Source organism: Saccharobesus litoralis (genome assembly GCF_003063625.1).
GTDB classification, from domain to species: domain Bacteria; phylum Pseudomonadota; class Gammaproteobacteria; order Enterobacterales; family Alteromonadaceae; genus Saccharobesus; species Saccharobesus litoralis.
In genome coordinates this window covers 4,617,653-4,636,069 of record NZ_CP026604.1, presented here as the reverse complement: position 1 = coordinate 4,636,069, position 18,417 = coordinate 4,617,653, and the positions used below count along the sequence as shown (strand labels likewise).

14 protein-coding genes are annotated in these 18,417 nt (G+C 43.1%); 7 read left to right on the top strand and 7 right to left on the bottom strand.

Translation table 11 applies throughout. The annotated features are described in order from the left end of the window. The first annotated feature begins 128 nt into the window (after positions 1–128). The 7 genes from C2869_RS17330 (at position 129) to C2869_RS17300 (ending at position 5,206) form a co-directional block, all read left to right on the top strand. Positions 129–728 (top strand): peroxiredoxin family protein, encoded by a 600-nt coding sequence (locus C2869_RS17330; protein ID WP_159084215.1) that lies wholly within the window; start codon positions 129–131, stop codon positions 726–728. A 293-nt stretch (positions 729–1,021) separates the two neighbouring features. After that, the gene (locus C2869_RS17325; protein WP_108604139.1) at positions 1,022–2,167 is read left to right on the top strand and encodes a 4-phosphoerythronate dehydrogenase; all 1,146 of its coding nucleotides are present in this window, start codon (positions 1,022–1,024) and stop codon (positions 2,165–2,167) included. A gap of 16 nt (positions 2,168–2,183) precedes the next feature. Further along, entirely contained in the window at positions 2,184–3,200 is a 1,017-nt protein-coding gene (locus C2869_RS17320) for an aspartate-semialdehyde dehydrogenase (RefSeq protein WP_108604138.1), read from the top strand. A gap of 280 nt (positions 3,201–3,480) precedes the next feature. Further along, positions 3,481–4,020: a DNA-deoxyinosine glycosylase gene (locus tag C2869_RS17315; RefSeq protein ID WP_108604137.1), complete on the top strand. Its 540-nt coding sequence runs from the start codon at positions 3,481–3,483 to the stop codon at positions 4,018–4,020. A 202-nt stretch (positions 4,021–4,222) separates the two neighbouring features. Continuing rightward, complete coding sequence (dhiT, locus tag C2869_RS17310; protein WP_108604136.1) at positions 4,223–4,492, top strand: type II toxin-antitoxin system toxin DhiT; 270 nt, start codon at positions 4,223–4,225, stop codon at positions 4,490–4,492. 9 nt (positions 4,493–4,501) lie between these two features. Beyond that, positions 4,502–4,744: a DUF2442 domain-containing protein gene (locus C2869_RS17305; protein ID WP_108604135.1), complete on the top strand. Its 243-nt coding sequence runs from the start codon at positions 4,502–4,504 to the stop codon at positions 4,742–4,744. A 213-nt stretch (positions 4,745–4,957) separates the two neighbouring features. Next, complete coding sequence (locus C2869_RS17300; protein WP_108604134.1) at positions 4,958–5,206, top strand: type II toxin-antitoxin system Phd/YefM family antitoxin; 249 nt, start codon at positions 4,958–4,960, stop codon at positions 5,204–5,206. A 273-nt stretch (positions 5,207–5,479) separates the two neighbouring features. On the opposite strand, the gene C2869_RS17295 is transcribed toward C2869_RS17300, so the two are convergent. The 7 genes from C2869_RS17295 to C2869_RS17265 form a co-directional block, all read right to left on the bottom strand. Further along, positions 5,480–7,129 (bottom strand): methyl-accepting chemotaxis protein, encoded by a 1,650-nt coding sequence (locus C2869_RS17295; RefSeq protein ID WP_199915586.1) that lies wholly within the window; start codon positions 7,127–7,129, stop codon positions 5,480–5,482. Positions 7,130–7,453: 324 nt separating this feature from the next. Then, positions 7,454–9,157, bottom strand: a complete 1,704-nt coding sequence (locus tag C2869_RS17290) for a sodium:solute symporter family protein (RefSeq protein ID WP_108604133.1) — start codon at positions 9,155–9,157, stop codon at positions 7,454–7,456. Positions 9,158–9,188: 31 nt separating this feature from the next. Further along, complete coding sequence (gene nagA / locus C2869_RS17285; RefSeq protein ID WP_108604132.1) at positions 9,189–10,361, bottom strand: N-acetylglucosamine-6-phosphate deacetylase; 1,173 nt, start codon at positions 10,359–10,361, stop codon at positions 9,189–9,191. Positions 10,362–10,363: 2 nt separating this feature from the next. After that, entirely contained in the window at positions 10,364–11,362 is a 999-nt protein-coding gene (gene nagB-II / locus C2869_RS17280; protein WP_108604131.1) for a glucosamine-6-phosphate deaminase NagB-II, read from the bottom strand. A gap of 21 nt (positions 11,363–11,383) precedes the next feature. After that, positions 11,384–12,262, bottom strand: coding sequence for an N-acetylglucosamine kinase (nagK, locus tag C2869_RS17275; RefSeq protein ID WP_108604130.1), 879 nt, complete (start codon positions 12,260–12,262; stop codon positions 11,384–11,386). Between the two features lie 404 nt (positions 12,263–12,666). Continuing rightward, positions 12,667–15,255: a family 20 glycosylhydrolase gene (locus tag C2869_RS17270; RefSeq protein WP_108604129.1), complete on the bottom strand. Its 2,589-nt coding sequence runs from the start codon at positions 15,253–15,255 to the stop codon at positions 12,667–12,669. Between the two features lie 126 nt (positions 15,256–15,381). Further along, entirely contained in the window at positions 15,382–18,093 is a 2,712-nt protein-coding gene (locus tag C2869_RS17265) for a TonB-dependent receptor (RefSeq protein ID WP_108604128.1), read from the bottom strand. Positions 18,094–18,417 lie beyond the last annotated feature (324 nt).

Below are 18,417 nucleotides of genomic sequence, written 5' to 3'. Positions count from 1 at the left end.
CGGGGTATTTTTTTGTCTTTAATTTGCTGAACAAATATCGGTTTATTAAAAATAGTTTCTAAACTTGAAATATTTTTAGCTTATCTTGTGTCTAAATAAAGCGACAATTTAAAAACTCCATGGACAATATGAATATTTCTACACACTTCAAAACCCTAGCGAAAACGGCGGTAATTGCGGCGTCAACGTTATTGGTATCAGCCTGCTTTTTAACCAATAGTGATATAGACGAGAGCGTTATCGCATCAAGTGGCTATAGTGATATTAGCTCAGTTAAAGTAAAAGCTGGCTCGCAGGCACCTGATTTTACTTTACTTGATGCTGACAATAAGCAAGTGACATTGTCGTCAGTATTAAAAGACAATCACGCGTTATTGGTTTTTTATCGCGGAGAGTGGTGCCCCTTTTGTATTGACAGCTTAGAGTCATTTGAAGCTGCATTACCTGAATTAGCAAAACAAGGTGTGCGTTTAATTGCGATCAGCGGCGATAGTACAACCACTAATCAGAACAGTCAGCGCCGCTTTGGTCAGAATTATTTGTTTTTAAGTGATCCTAGCGTGAGTGTGGCTAAAGCATGGGGCTTCAATAAAAGCGATAACCTTGCGCACCCTGCAATGTATTTGATTAAACAAGACGGTACAGTTGCTTGGTATTATGTCAGTGAAGACTTTAAAACCCGCCCATCAGGCAAGCAAATGTTGGCTGTCGCCAAAAAACATCTTTAAAGCCAAGGCTTTTTAAATCTAGTCTTCTCGCTCAGGTCTTATGGTTCATTGTCAGCGCTTACTCACCCCAATCACATAATAGAGCATATGCTCATGGGGATTCGAAGCTTGACGGCTTCCCCTAAAACCTGATCGCTTTGACTATCATTCATTGTAAAAATAGACCCAACATCAGGGTCTATTTTCTATTCCTAATCTAACCGCGATATTTATTGGGTTTATTTCAACTCTTTGCCCGATATCAGGTATAATCTGCGCCCTTAATTTTTAACATTGCTCGCAGGTACAACACATTGGCTACTGAATTACAGATCTATATTGAAGATTCGCTTTTATACGCGGAAGAATTTTTTAAAGATGTGGGCAACATTACTCGCTTTTCTGGTTACAAAGTGCAGCCACAAGACATTAGCGACGCCGATGTGTTATTGACTCGCTCAACCACAAAAGTCAGTCGTGAGTTAGTCAGCCAAGCTAAGAATCTTAAGTTTGTTGGTACGGCGACCGCGGGTTATGACCATATAGATGGCAAAGCGTTAGAAGACAAAGGTATTCATTGGACAGCAGCCGGTGGCTGTAATGCTGATGCAGTAGCAGACTATGTGTTAAGCGCACTGTTTATTATTGCTCAGGAATCTATGTTTGAGCTGGCTGATAAAAGTGTCGCGGTTGTTGGTGTTGGTGAAGTCGGTTCGCGTATTGTTGAACGAGTCAACGCTTTGGGTTGCCAAGTGATAGCTTATGATCCCGTGCGTGCGCAAAACGATGCTAGTTTTACTTCAGCCAGTTTAGATGAAGTGCTAGCGGCCGATATTATCAGTTGCCATGTGCCATTAACGCACGATAATGAGTTTGCCACAGACAAAATGTTTGGTGCGGCGCAATTTGCCAAAATGCGTGAAGACGTGATCTTTATCAACGCCTGTCGCGGTGAAATTGTTGACGAAGCGGCGCTTAAGACGCATATGCAAGCCAAGCCAAAAACCAAGCTGGTCCTGGATGTTTTTGATAACGAGCCAAATATTGATTTAGAGATCATGGAACTCGCTATGTTTGCTTCTCCGCACATTGCGGGGCATAGCCTTGAAGGCAAAGCGCGCGGTACCGAGATGTTGTATTTTAAACTATGTGATTTTTTCGGTTTAAACAAACAGCATCAGTTGCATGACTTTTTACCGCCAATGCGCGTTGATAATATTGATTTAGCTGCCTCTTGTCAGTTTGAACAATCTATTTTACGCAAAATCACCCATTTGGTGTATGACATTCGAGACGATAACGTCTGGTTTAAAAACGCCATGCGTCAAGATGCTAGCCAGTTTAAATCTTTGCGTCGCAGTTATCCGATCCGCCGTGAAATGACCTCGTTAGTTGTGCGTCATCCTGCACACGACATTCAAGACAAATTAACCCAACTAAGCCTGCGTGCTACCAAGTAATAAAACGAGAACATAAATGAAAACAGTAGATGTATGTGTATTAGGTGCCACAGGGTTAGTTGGCAAGCAAATTATTGAAATACTGGAAGAGCGAGATTTTCCAATTGGCAAGTTATACCCATTGGCAAGTTCGCGCTCAATGGGGAAATCTGTTGAATTTCGCGGCGAAGAATTAGACGTTATCGACGTTGCTGGTTTTGATTTTTCTAAATGCCAAATTGGCTTATTTTCGGCTGGTGGCAGCGTTTCACAAGAATATGCGCCAATCGCTGCGCGCGCCGGCTGTGTGGTTATCGACAATACTTCGGAATTTCGTTATCAAGATGATATACCACTGGTGGTGCCAGAAGTTAATGCTCATGCCATCGCCGATTATAAAAAGCGTAACATTATTGCCAACCCTAACTGTTCAACCATTCAAATGTTAGTTGCATTGCAGCCAATTCAAGCCAACTTAGGCATTGAGCGGATTAACGTTTGTACGTATCAGTCAGTATCTGGCGCAGGTAAAAGCGCAGTTGACGAGTTGGCAGGGCAGTGCACCAAATTATTGACAGGTCAGCCAGTCGAGTCGCACGTGTTTGATCGGCAAATTGCTTTTAATGCGATCCCACAAATCGATGTTTTCCAAGACAATGATTACACCAAAGAAGAAATGAAAATGGTGTGGGAAACACAAAAAATCTTTGCTGACGATAGTATTCGCGTTAACCCTACTGCTGTGCGTGTGCCAGTGTTTTATGGGCACGCAGAAGCCTTGCATGTTGAAACCAAAGGCAAAGTTGATATTAGCCAAGTTAAAGCTTGGTTAGATACAGCGCCAGGCGTGATTTTGATGGCAGATAACGAGGATTACCCAACCCAAATAGGTGACGCAGCGGGTAACGACGACGTTTATGTTGGCCGCGTACGCAAAGATATTAGCTGTGAAAATGGATTAAACCTGTGGGTAGTCGCTGATAATATTCGTAAAGGCGCTGCCACCAATAGCGTGCAAATAGCTGAAATATTGCTAGCTGAGTATTTGTCTTAGTTAACCCGAACTTTATCAATTTAGATAAGCTTGTTATTGCAGCGCAAGAATCTTATGTAGGTCGAAATTTATTTCGACGAAAAGATACGACAGGTTTAGTTAATTCAACTTGGTTACTTTACTATGTATTAGAGCTGTCGAGTTAAAACTCGACCTACTAAGCATGTTTTTGTGAACTCAACAATAGTTAAAGGGAACATAGCTATATTGATAAAACTTTGTTATTGCGGCGCAAGCCGCAATCTAGTTACTCTGCATAAGTTCTAAATAAACCCTATTAATGACCACTTCTTTTCTCGATAAACCTAGTGATTTGCTAAGCTCATTTGGCTGTATCGCTTATCCTGATGCCAAATTACTCATTCTTGGCTCCATGCCCGGCAAAGCCTCACTTGAACAAAATCAATATTATGCCCATCCGCGCAATGCATTTTGGCCCATAATGGCCGAGTTATTCGGCTTTTCACTTACGCTTGATTATCAACAACGATTGCAAAAACTAGTCGATAATCAAGTTGCGTTGTGGGATGTGATGAAGCATTGCCAGCGTCAATCTAGCCTAGATTCGGATATTGTTGAATCAAGCATCGTCGCCAATGATTTTGTTGGCTTGCTCAAGCAGCATGCAAACATTAATGCAATTGCCCTTAATGGCAAAAAAGCACAACAAAGCTTTCAACGCTATGTTTGGCAAGGCTTATTTTCTGAATTTCCGCACGTTAAAATTATCGAGTTGCCGTCAACCAGCCCCGCCAATGCCAGAATGAAATTGCAGGAGAAAATTGATGTTTGGCAAACAAACTTGCGGCCAGTTTTATAAAGATAAGCGTGTTATTTTTGTTGGCGCAGATTTATCTGCATAACACCAAAGTACCAGTTTACATGCAATTAACAATCGCCAGCCAGTCTTATTGGGGCGTTAGGGTTTACTTTCGATCCTGATTGTTTTGATAAGCGCTCTAAGATTGTCAGGGTTAGGCAGCAATGTATAATACTGATAATCAACCATAAATGAGAATGCCATGCCAACTATTTCAATGTTTTATGGAATAATTATACGTATGTATTATTTCGATAATCAGCAACATAATATGCCTCATATTCATGTGCACTATCAGGAAAGCGCCGCAATTATTGAAATACCATCCGGTGATGTTTTACAAGGCGAATTACCTAAATCAAAACAAAAGCTTGTAGATGCGTGGATTGAAATACATAAAGATGAATTGATGGCTGATTGGCAACTTGCAATAAATGGTGAATCTGTTTTTAAAATAGACCCATTAAAATAGGTTATTTGTATGAACCCTCGCGTAATTTCCGTTGAAGCAGTAAAAGAACATATTTTAAAGATTTCCTTTGAAAATGATGAGGTTAAGCTTTTTGATGTAAGCCCATTTTTAGACAAGGGCATTTTTAAGGAATTACAAGATTATAATTATTTGAAACAAGCTTCGGTTGCTTTTGGCTGTGTAGAGTGGCCTCATGAACAGGACTTCAGTAACGATACTTTATATTTACTCAGTACCCCTCTAGGCAGCTAACAAAGTGTGAACACCAAAACATGGTTGTTAGCAGCCAATGGTTTTTACTAAAGTGTGGCTTTTTCATTGTTAAAATTTGTTCAATACCACTTCAATACAGCCTTGTAAGTGCAGGCTATTTAAGCCGAGCTTTTTAGTCTGCCCTAATTGCTTTGTTATATTTTCCTTACTACAAGACTGAATTAAAGACCTTTTAAAAGTACTGGTAATGATATGACAACGAGAGTTCTTACAGAGTTTGCAGCCAGCATAACAGAGCTAAAAGCAAACCCAATGAAAGTAGTGGCTAGTGCACATGGTGAGCCAGTTGCGGTTTTAAATAGAAATAAACCCGCTTTTTATTGCGTACCAGCCGAAGCTTGTGAATTGCTTATGAATAAATTAGAGGATATAGAGTTATTAGCCATTGCAGAAGAAAGAAAAAATGAGCCGGCCATAACGGTAAACCTTGATGACTTATAGGCTTGATTTTAAAAAGTCAGCTCCTAACTCTGATATCAATAGCAACGGAAATTTTATTCTTTTTGGTTGGTCTTTAGGCCAATGGCTACGCGTGTTATCGGGTTGAAAAGTGAGTTGCTGGCAGTAAACAAGGTATCAGCTTTATTCGGTTTTGGTTAATTTTTAACAGACGAATTTGAATATTTTTTACGTCCATGCTTGGTTCATTTATATGTGTAACCTTGTTTACCTATCGGCCTAAACGCCGACCTACAAACGCAGCAAAGATTAACGCTAATCACTAATGTTAGACAACTTAAAATAATGCAAACTCTTTTCTAAATCCTCGCTTAACTCAACAAGCTTTTGTGTCATGTGTTTGCTGTCTCTTGATACATCCGCGACTTGTTGAGCAGAATCGGAAATCATATTAATGCGTTGACTAATATCCTCACCGACTTGATTTTGTTCTTCTGCCGCGGTGGCGATTTGGTTGTTCATTTCGTTTATGGTATTGATCGCCGTGGCGATTCCCGTTAATGAATCATAAGTTGCTGTGACTTTATCGACCGCTTCATGGGCTGCTGACATGCTGGACTCCATCGATGTGATACCTCGACTGGCGCCACTTTGTAATTTGTCAATCATGACTTGAATTTCACTGGTGCTGTCTTGGGTGCGTTTAGCTAGGTGACGTACTTCATCGGCGACCACGGCAAAACCGCGACCCTCTTCTCCAGCACGGGCGGCTTCAATAGCTGCGTTTAATGCCAATAAGTTAGTTTGTTCAGCAATAGAGCGTATTACATCGAGTACCGAAACTATTTCTTCTACATCACTGCCGAGATCGGTGATCACCGTATTGGTTGATTGGATCTGTGCGGTTAAATCTTGCATTTTACTCACAGAAACTTGGACAACCTGCATGGCGTTTTTTCCTTGCTGATCGGCTTCGTTGGCCGCATCAGCCGCATTTGCGGCGCTAATGGCTACAGTTTGCGATGAAGCTGACATTTCTGTCATGGCGGTGGCTACCATGTGGGTTTCATTTTTTTGTTGTTCAAACAAATCTTCAATTTGACAAGAGCGTTGCTCTGAATCATGGGTTTGATGATTGAGACTGGAGACAACCTGCCTGACATTTTGCATGATTTGGCTTAGGGTTTCGCGCATAGTTAAGGTGGAGCCCAATATGGAACTGCGCTCTGTTGCAACGACTAATTGATGATCGACGGTTAAATCACCTTTGGCAACGGCACTTACATGATACAAAACATCTTTAGGCTCACCGCCTAGGATATTCAGTATTCGATTGGCGGAGTAGAGCAATGTCGCACCTAAGATTAAGGTGAGTACAACACAAATGGTTAATTGCCAACGCGCGGTTTGCCAAAAACGGGCGTTGACTTCATCAAAGCCGATCCCAGTCCCTACGTACCAACCCCAGTCTGAGGTTTGTCTAGCAATCGATAGTTTCTTTTCAGTTGAGCCATCGGCTTGCTTTTGCGTCCATTCATATTCGGCAATATCCTGTTTATTTTTATTATTGCGTACCGCATTAAGCATAATAGTGCCGACACTTTGCCCATGGCTGTCTTTAAATTCGTGAAAGCTGGTGCCATGTAGCTGAGGATCTAATGGCGTGGCGATAAAATTAAGCTTTTTGTCAGCTACATATACATATTCTGATTGGTGGTAAATATTGTTGCGTAATAAATGGCGAGCGATATGTTGAGCGGTTTCAAGGTTGATGGTGTTGTCGGTTACGAGTTTTTCAAGTGTTTGTACTGTGCTGTAGGTTGAGCGAAATAACTGTTTAACTCGGGCTTGATTATCAGAGTCGCTGGCAACTTTTAATGTAAATAAGCCAACGGACATTAATCCAAATAAACACATTAGAATTGCAGCTATTAATAGCCAGACTTTAGCTTTGAGAGTGATCATGGCGCCTCCTCAACTTAAATTTTACGTCATTTTAACAATAATGACAGCGTTGTCATTATTGTTTCTATCAGAGGGAATGTCAATAAAAATTGAGTGAAAAATGAACGGTTGTTTTTCTTACCTGAAACGAAAAAAACCAGTCATAAGACTGGTCGAGTAAGCACACTCGAGGCTCCCAGCCAAGCTCAGCGAGGCACTAAGCTCTTAGGGATAAGGACTCACAGGGAGGGTGATTCTTTTTATCTGTAGGTTGAGATGACGAATGAAGCCCAACATTACTTTGGCTTTGTTTGGCCTCGCTAGCTCATCAGCAACCTACAAAAACTAGCTTGGTTTAAGCCCATATTTAAAAGTAATAACACCAGTTATTGCCGCAATAGAGGTTAATACAATTGCGTTAACTATTTCACCGTACAACCAAAAGCCTGTTGCAAATAGGGCAGCATAAACCCCTATTGTTGCGGCAAGGGCGATTAATAAACCTTTGACTAAGTCTGTGCGACTGAATTGTATTTTATTCCAGAACGCATTGAGGGTTTCTTGAGACTCGGGTTGGGTAACTAAAGTGATAGATAGCCAGCCTAAGGTGGTTACGCCCACGCTCAACAGCATTTTTTGCCAACCAAGTAAATCGCTAAATGGTCCAAACTCGAAAAACATACTGACAAGGAAGGAAAAGATCATGGCTGAAATTTCGCTCCATGCATTAATGCGTGACCAGAACCAGCGTAATAAGAAGAGTAAACCTGTACCTGCACCAATAGTTAATAGTAAGCGGAATCCTTGCAAGGCATTTTCCAGTAATAACGCCATTAAACTGGCGCATAACATAAGCACTACGGTTGCAATGCGGCCAACCAAAACTTGTTGTTTGTCGTCGGCATCGGGCTTTACAAAGCGCTTATAAAAGTCGTTTACAAAGTAAGAGGCACCCCAGTTTAAGCTGGTTGAGATAGTGGAAACATAAGCTGACACTAACGACGCGACAACCAAACCTAATACCCCCGCAGGCAAGAAAGTTAACATGGCTGAATAGGCTAAATCGTCTTTCACTAAATGAGCAGGTACGTTAGGGAATGCCGCTTTTAAGCTTGCCAAATCAGGGAAGACAATAATTGAAGCCAAAGCGACTAAAATCCAAGGCCAAGGGCGCACCGCGTAGTGGCATAAATTAAAGAAGGCTGATGCCGCCAGTGCGTGGTTTTCGTCTTTGGCTGCAAGCATGCGCTGGGCAATATAGCCGCCGCCGCCCGGTTCCGCGCCTGGGTACCATACGCTCCACCATTGCACAAGTAGCGGGATAACAAGCAATGGAATATATAAATCAGGGTTAGAAAAATCCGGTAAAAAAGCTAATTTTTCACTGACAACTTCATGTTGCAACATTTGACTCAGGCCACCAACTTCAGGGTGATTAACCGCAAAGTAGGCTGCTAAAATGGAGCCAACCATAGCGACCACAAACAGTAACATGTCGGTGATCAGTACGCCTAAAAAGCCGCCTAAGGTAGAAAAAATAACCGTGATCACACAGGCAAGAACAATCACCATGGTGGGGTCAATACCAAATAAAACGCTACCAATTTTCACTGCGGCTAGGGTGACGTTGGCCATGATCATTACGTTGAAAAACAAACCCAAATACAAGGCACGAAAGCCACGTAAAAAGCGCGCGGGTTTGCCTGTGTACCTGTGCTCATAAAATTCAACATCTGTAGTAATGCCTAAACGTCGCCACAATTTAGCGTACACAAAAGTTGTTAGCATGCCAGTTAGTAACATGGCCCACCACACCCAGTTACCCGCTACGCCTTGCGAGCGCACAATGTCGGTGACTAAGTTGGGCGTATCAGCGGCGAAGGTCGTAGCCACCATGGAAATGCCTAATAGCCACCAAGGCATGCTTTGGCCAGCTAGAAAATAAGAAGCAGAGTTTTTGGAGGCGCGCTTACTTACTAAAAAACCGATCAGCATGGTGGATGCCAAAATGCTGATCACTATGGCCCAATCGAGAGTTGCCAATTGCATTGTTCTGCTCCTAAATCATATGGAAATGTGATTAGCTGGCTTGGCCAGCAACCCAAGTTTGTTGTACGGATAAATCGTCATTAAGTAATACCCAATCGGCTCGATAGCCTACGGCAATTTTGCCCATTTGCTCGTCTAAACCTAACCATGTGGCTGGGGTTAGGCTGGCCATTTTTAAGCAATCGCCTAGTTCGATGTGTAAATCGTTAACGCTGTTTTGCACGGCTTGCTGCATGGATAAATGAGAACCGGCCAGTTGCCCAGTATCAATAGTTAGCTTGTCACCTTGCAATGCAACCTGTTCGCCAAATAAATTGAAATGACTTTGCTTACTGCCAATTAATGCCATGGCGTCGGTCACGAGAACTAACTTGTCTGCACTTTTTAGGCGATAAGCTAAGTTGGCGCTGGTACTGTGTACGTGATGATGGTCAATAATAATGCCGCAATAGGTCTGTTGCGCAGCCAGTGCAGCCCCTACTACCCCTGGCTCGCGACTGGTTAATGGCGACATGGCGTTAAATAAGTGAGTAAAGCCGGTCGCGCCTGCCGCCAATGCCGCTTGAGTTTGCTCATAGGTGGCATTGCTATGGCCTAAGCTCACAATAACGTTAAGCTCTGTCAGGCGCTGGATCTCCTCAGGGCTAACCGCTTCTGGCGCCAACGTGACTTTTTTAATACCTAAGTCGTTGCGCGAAAATAGTTGCCATTCTTGATCGCTAATGTGGCGAATATGTTGCGCGGGATGCACGCCTTTTTTCGGTACGGATAAATGTGGGCCTTCAAAGTGAATACCCACTATGCCAGATAAAGGCTGTTTAATGGCTTGCGCTACCGCGTCTGCTGCTTGTTGCATCACATCAATATCATCTGTGATCAAGGTGGGTAGCAACGCGGTTGTGCCATACTGGCGGTGAGCATTGAACATGGCCTGTAAGCTGGCAAGCGTTGGCTGATTGTTAAACAGTACACCACCGCCACCATTGACTTGCACGTCGATATAACCGGGTGCCAAGGTGCCATTTAAGCGGGTTATGTCTTGTGGATTTATGGCGTTATTCGTTGCCTTACTTGTTAGATTTTCAGCAACTTCATTTTCTGCTACGTCAATGCCACAGATAACGCCGTTTTCGACGCTGATCACTGCATTGTCGATAAAACCTTGACCGTTAAAAAAGCGAGTAGGGCGGTAGTGTTGTTTCATGCTTATTGTGTCCGAGTTACTTTATTTAAACCTTGAGGTGCATCCGGATTATAGCCGAGCTCGGTTGAGACTGTGGCGATATCCACATAAAACTTTTGTAATACCAACAAAGGCGCAGTGCGCGGATGGCAATTTGTATCTACCTGATTTAAATGAATTATCTTAGAACCACGCTTTTGTAAATCGATAATTTGCTCTTGATGATATGGCCGAGATTCATCGTGCACGTCAATTTCTAACGCCAATATGCGTTTACCGGCCAAAGCGATAGGACCATGCACAAATTCGGCGCTACTGTAACTTTCAGCATGAATAGAACAGACTTCTTTGAGCTTTAAGGCGATTTCGCGTGAAACGGCATAACCTAAACCGCGTCCTAATACCACGCAGTTGTGAACATCTTGAAATTGCTGGGTGGTTAATTGGCGCTCTGCATCAATCGCGGCTTGTAGCTGTTCAGGCAGCGCGTCTAGCGCATCTAGCAAGGCTTGATTTTGAGTCCAATGAGCAACAATTTGCGTGATAGCCGACAGCGTACACAAGTAACTTTTTGTTGCGGCAACGGCCTTTTCTTCTCCCGCTCCTAAAGGCATTAAAAAATCGGCTTGTTCAGCTAACGGCGAAGTTTCGTCGTTAACTAAGGCGACTGTAGTCGCTCCGGCATTTTTAGCCATGGCTAATTGCGACAAAATATCTGGGCTGCGACCTGATTGCGAAATCGCTAATACGAGTGTGTTAGATAAATCGAGTTGTTTATCATAAACACTGGCGACCGATGGTGCGGCATGGGCAACTGTGATACCGGCCTCTATCTCTATTAAGTATTTACCAAATACCCCAGCATGATCGGACGAGCCTCGACCTATGATATAAACAAATTTAGGTGGGTTATTTCTAATACTTTCACCTAAAGCTTGGGCTTTGGCTTGGTTGTTTTTTAACTGGTCTCGGATCAAGCTCGGTGTTTGGCGAGCTTCTTGTTCCATGATGGTTGTTGTCATGTTTAACCTCAAAATATGCGACTAGTTTTTAAATTGGTTTAGGGTAAAAAATACGGCGCCGTAATCAGGCTGATAGACTGCCGTTTGAATATGCTTGGCTACATCGTCGGCCAGCCAAGATTTAATACGTTCGGAAACGCCTCCTATCATTGACAGGCGGCTAGGATGTTTGGCTAACAGTTGGCGAGCGAGTTCAGAGATTTGCTCAGCACCGGTTTGGATAATAGATCGCGCAGCTTCATCACCATCTTCGGCGGCATCAAAAACTAACGGCGCCAATCTGGCAAAATCAGCAGGACGTGCGTTAAGCATGATCTCGGCTACGTCATTGGCATTACTGCAATTTAAATAGCTGAGAATGCGCGTAATCATTGAACTAGAAGGGGCTAAGTTATCCATAGCGCGTAATGCGTATCGAATCGCTTCAAAACCTAACCAAGCGCCGCCGCCGTAATCACCCACGGGAAAACCATGGCCGCCAAGTTGACTAAATTCATTGTCTTTTACCACTAAGCCACAAGAGCCTGTTCCAACAATAATGACAGCGCCTTCGTGATTGTCGTTCGCGCCAATACAAGCGATGTGTAAATCCGTGGTGACAAAACGCGATTTAAACGGATGTTGCCAAGCTAAAACTTTTTGCTTAACCGAGGCAAGGTTGACCCCAGCTAGCCCCATTCCTACGTGAACTTGGTCAAGCTTTAACTGAGGTAAGTTAGCGTTTTGAATAGCAGCCTGACATGCATCAATGACAGATTGCATGGCAGAGTCAAAGTCTCTGGCTGGATTAGCAGGGCCCGCTAGGCCCGTGCCAAGAAAACCTTGAACAGTACAGTAGAGTCTGGCTCGACATTTTGTTCCGCCACCATCTACACCGATAATATACTTCTGATCAGCCACTGTGCTTCTCACTTTTACTTAATTTAGATTGGCGCGTCGGTTATCTTTTTAGATAAATGACAGCGCTGTCATTTAATTCTGGCAAACCTAACTTAACTTGTCAAAGTTTTTGTCGGTTTTTATCTATATTCTTCTCGCTCAGGTCTTATGGTTCATTGTCAGCGCTTACTCGCCCCAATCACATAGTAGAGCATATGCTCATGGGGCCTCGAAGCTTGACGGCTTCCCCTAAAACCTGATCGCTTTGACTAATACTTTTTAGTTACTTTTCTGCTGCTTGTTATTTCGCTGAACAGCGTTACGTTTTTGCAACAGAGAGTGCTGCGCTAATGTAATACAGACTTTTGTATTCATATTTTCCCATGCAAAATCAAACATTTGCATGGACTTTTATGCTGAGCCTGCTAAAGCGCCTCAGTGCGACTATAGAAAGTACCTAACTGCGATTTGGCGCGCACCTCAACTTGGCCATTTACCTTAACTGGCTGGTTGTAGTCTTGCCAAGCACCTTGGTTAATCCGATATTGCAGCTGGGTTTTTGGCAGTATATGGTTCATATACAGTTGACCCGCTTGCAATTTAGCGCCTGGCGTGGCGACACGATACTGCACTTGAGCTTTTTCTAATTTAGCCAGTTCGCGACTGAGCGCCTGATTAAACATTTGCCAATCTCGGTCACGCTGTTGCTGATCTTGCTGGGTTAGATAGCCTGATTGCTGACTGTATTGGCGGTTGGGTTGATAGGCCAGTTCCCAATCTGCCTGATGCCAAGCTCGTTCCGCTAAAGCGAGTAGGCGAGGGAAGAGTAAATAATCTACTGTGACATCTAGTCGCGTAGTTTCACTCCATAAATGGGCTTGTAGTCCGGCGGCACGTTGGCCATTGGTGATACTCGTTTGACTATCATCGGCTGAGTATGGTTGGTTTTGTCTATCGTGCCAAACTTCTGCCATGGCTGGGGTATTGTCTGGCATAAATTGAAATACCTTGTAGGTATTAGTCGCGCGAGATGCCCAATAGTAACCGCGTTCATCTGGATGGGCTTCATAGGGAAAATCAAAGTAAGTTACATCCGGATTTGATACCACAACTTGCCAGCCCTTGTTGATATGATCGTGTAAAGTTTGGTGGCCATTCCAAAACAAGGTACTCCACACATTACTTTGAATTTCGTTAGGCAAGTTGTTGGCATTTGCATGACTTAGGCCATCACTCCATGCAGCGGCTTTTATGCCCTTTTGGGCTAGTTGGTTGGCAACTTGTTCAACAAATCGCGCGCCAAGTTTTTCGCCGGTTAAGCTTGGGTCTTGCGCCATTAGCTGTTGGCAAATAGGCGATTTAACCCATGCGCCAGCAGTTTCGTCGGCACCAATGTGATACTTATCTAGCTTAACTCCAGCTTGGCGGTGAAGTTGAGCCAGCTCGCTAACCACTTTATCGACAAAGTGCAGGGCAGAGGGCATACAAACGTTGATTGTATTGTCGCTATAAAATTGTACCGATTCATATTGGGTTTTATCGGCAAAGTCACTCAGCAAATATTCGGTGGCTAATGCGGTTTGCCCTTTGGCCATGTAGTCGCGATAGCGTTTTTCCATGGCTTTGATCGCCGCCCGAGAATGGCCAGGCATGTCAAATGAGGGTAGCACAGTGACAAAATGCGCTTTGGCGTATTTTAGTAAATCGATATATTCATCGACTGAATAGAAACCGTTAACTTGAGTTTGTTTATACGGCCCGCTGCCTAATTGAGCTTGCAAGCATTGGTTTTCTTGTGGGTCAAAACAGCGGTTAGCGCCTAATTCGGTTAGCTCGGGCAAGCCAGGAATTTCAACTCGCCAGCCTTCATCGTCCCCCAAATGCAAATGCAAAGAATTGAGCTTATAAGCCGACATTTCGCGAATTAGCTTTTTGATTTGGTTAACACCATGAAAATTGCGTGAAACATCAATGTGTAAACCGCGAAAATCGTATCGTGGTTCATCTGTAATCTTTTGTACTGCTAGCTGCGAGCTATCTTGTATATCGATTAAATTTGCTAGGGTTTGAATAGCATAAAAAGCCCCTTGCAAGTTAGTGTAGTTAATCTTGATGCCTTGCTTCGTAATATCGAGTTGATAGGCTTCAACCGGTAATTGGCTTTGGCGTTCAAAGGTGAGTGGTAAGCCGCTGGCAATATTATTAAAACCGACCAAATTTAAGCGGAAAAAGGCCGATCTTAATTCGGCATATAGAGCTTGGTCTTGTGCGCTAATACTAAAGCCACGCTGCAGGTTTATAAAACCTTGGCCAATTTGTTGTTGCTTTACATTGGGAATAACGCGGTTCGCCGCGGTTAACCCTGTTGACGGTTGAATGTTTATGAGTTGCTCATCTAATAGCCTGTCAGCATTGGCTTGATAAATATTTTGTGGCGTAGCCCATAGCGTTTTATCATCAGGGGTACGTTTAAATTGGCTTTCATAGTCGCTTATTGGTTTAACAAACGGCAAGATTTCTTGCCCTGTTTGTTGGTCAATGCGCGCCTTGGTTGAGCGGATTAATTCTGGTTGGCCTTCGCCTGAGACAATAAAATAGTTGGGAATAGCGTCGAAATTGGATAAGTGCCAGTAATCTGCTTTAAATTGTATTTTATAGGTTTGCTGGTTTAGAAAACCGTTAAACGCTGCAGTAGGCTGGATTTTATGCAGATCACCATTGATATGAATAATATCGAATAACTCGCTGGACTCGCTGCGAATGGGAGCTACATGACTAAAGTAAATTTGCCAATCGCTATTGGTATATTCGTATGGCAGTTGCAAACTAATTTGCCCTTGAAAACAAGCACCACCGGCGTATTGTTTGGGACAAGTTTCATCGGCGCGATTGGTGATAACTTGATACTGAACCGCGAGTTGTTCTGCCAATCGTTGAACCGGATTATGCCTTGAAGATTTACAGGCGCTTAGTGCAAAAATGGATAAAGTCAGTAACAAGCCTAAACGTTGCATTTTGTTACCCTCGTTATTAGAAAAAAATACCCGCTAGTTAATAGTCGAACGTAGCGGGCAAAAAGAATGTTACAAAGAGAACAGACATCCTTGTCCAACACACATTAATTTACAGTTCAGCTTGGTTTAGAAGTTAAAACTGGTGCTAACATAGTAACTGCGACCAAAGGTATACAAACCAATTGGGCGGTACTTTTGACCTTGATAATGGAAGACTTCAGAGTCTGTTAAGTTTTGACCTTCTAACGTTACCGACCAGTTATCAGTAAGGTTATACGAAACTGATGCATCTAGTTGTGAGTAAGCATCGGCCGTATTCGCGCCACCAAAGGTAAAGCCAGTTAGATAACTACTACGTTGGTTATAAGCAACGCGAGCAGAAATATTATCATTCTCAAAATAACCCGTTAGGTTGACAGTATTTTTAGAATTACCCGCTAAATCGATCGTGTCGCCTGCTGCATTTTTGCCTTCGGCGTCTGAATACGTGTAGTTAGCTACCACACCAAAGTATTCGCCAATTGGCATTTGGAAGCTGACTTCAATACCTGTGTTTTTCGCTTCTGCACCGTTATTAGGACGAGTCATAGTGAAAATACAGGTTTCACCTGGTTCAATACTGCCGCTTTGGTCACAGTCGTAGCTAAGCGTTGCTTGTTCAGCTGAATTGAAAATAAATGAATCAATTTGCTTATTAAACAAGGCTAAAGACAACAAGCCTTCGTCTGAAAAATACCATTCAACAGATAAGTCGAAATTAGTGGCATCGTAAGGTTTTAATTCGGTATTACCGCCGCTGCCTGTTAAGTTAGCGCTAAGTGTTCGAGTGGCGGCTAAATCAGCGTAGTTGGCGCGCGACATGGTTTTAGACGCCGCACCACGAATAATTAAATCGTCACTTAAGCTGTAAGATAAGTTTAATGACGGTAGCACATCACTATAGCTAGAGCTTTCACTAAACCAAGTATTGTCGCTTAATTCGTATGCCGCGGACGTAACCTCGGTATTCACTAAACGCACACCGACATTACCTTTTAGCTCACCCATATCTAGGTTCGCTTGCACATAAGCGGCTGTAATATCTTCGGTTAATTGATATACATTGCCGTAATCAATAGTAGGTGTAATGCCGCTGACTTTATCGGCATCTGCGCGAATTTTGTCGATATCAATAGTGGCGTATCGAGTTAAAGTACCCGCATTAGCTACACTACTATGTAAGTCAGGTGACATTGCACCATCATATTTACTGGTATCTGCATTGTCGATTAACGCTGAGTAATCTTGAGTTTCTGTTGTGACACCCGATTGCGAATGTTCTTTGTCACGGAATTTAACCCCAACTTCAATTGACGAGATAACATCTCCATCAAGCTCGTATTTAAAATCGGCTTGAGCATAGGTTTCTTTGTCTACTTCAGGGCGAGAATTCCAACGATACTGACGGAAGTCAAAACCTGCGTATGAGTCGGTCGGCAATCCACCTAACTCAGTTGGGAATGAGAAGTTAATTAAACCGTTGTCGTAGATTTCGATGTTTGAACCTGACGCATGACCAAAGTTAACCAAATCTTCGCGATCATAACCACCGTTGGCTTCTGTTACCCCAACTTGGGCGTGAATGGTGTAGTTATCGCCGGTGTAATTCGCTTCTAAATCAATAACTTGTGTTGTTAGGGTTGAAACACGAGCTAGGGATTCATTCATTTGGTTAAGTTGATAATCGCCATGACCATTTTTGCCTATGGTGTATTTGGTTAATGCGGCAACACCACTTGGATCGGTTAGGGTATAGTCTTCAATACCGGCACATAATTCAAAGTCTGAGGCTGGATCCCACGGCGTACATGGCATATAGGCAGCCCAACCGTGCGACGAAATATAGTTATTATTGGTATTGGTTTGTTTTAGCTCAGAATCAACAATATTTAAGGTGAGATCCAAGTTGTCTGATGGACGCATTTGCGCGGTTAAGTTTAAGCCTAAACGATCACGCTCTTGGTCAAAGTAGGCTGAACCCATGCCCCAGTTCCATGAGGCTGTTTTACCTGTATTGGTGTCGTAGTCCCATCCTGGAATTGATTTACCAACAGATGCTGCGGTATCGGCGCGGGTAGCGTCAAACCAACCAAAGGCTTCTAAACCGTCACGACGTTGTTCGCGGCCTTGTTGAATAATAGACGCTAATATACCAAAGGTTTCGTCTTCGTTTTTCCAGCTAAAAAGCCCAGAAAATTGCGGATCTGAACTTTCTGTTTTGTCGTTGTAACGCACACCGGCCGAGCCATAAATTGTACCAGAATCTAAATCTAACGGTTTGCGGGTTCTTAAAATAACAGTACCACCAATAGCACCTTCGTCGATTTTTGCTTCGGGTGATTTGTAAACTTCTAACGCTGAAACCAGTTCAGACGGTAATAAAGAGAAGTTAAAGCTGCGTGAAGAAGGCTCTAGTGCCCACCATTTGGTTGTGGCTACGGCTTGGCCGTTTAACAAGGTGTTGTTTAATTGTGGCGCTGTACCACGAATAGAGACTTTTTCACCTTCACCGAAATCACGAGTAATGGATACACCAGCTACACGTTGCAATGATTCGGCGACGTTTTTGTCTGGAAATTTACCAATATCTTCTGCGGTGATCGCATCAACAATTGAGTCGGCAAAGCGCTTAGTATTTAAGTTGGCTTTGGCACTAGCGCGGATCCCTTTAACTGCAATGACTTCTATTTCTTCTTCTGCAGTTTGTTCAGCGGCCAAGGCTGGCGCTGTATATGCTAGTCCGGTAAGTAATGCTGCATTTACAGCAAGAGTGATTGGCGTTAATTTGAGTTGTTTCATGTTTTGTGCCCTTAGTTTAAGTGTCTTTAAACGCGCCTGCCAAAACTATAGTCTTCTCGCTCAGGTCTTATGATTTATTGTCAGCGCTTACTCGCCCCAATCACATAATAGAGCATATGCTCATGGGGTCTCGAAGCTTGACGGCTTCCCCTAAAACCTGATCGCTTTGACTATACAATTCATTAAATGACAGCGATGTCATTATTTATAGCAATCAAATGACAGCGTTGTCAATTGCCTTTTCAAATTATTTTGTTGTTTTTTTGTTAATCGCTTGTTTCTAAGAGGAATTCATAGGTTTTTACCGATAACTCAGTTATTGTT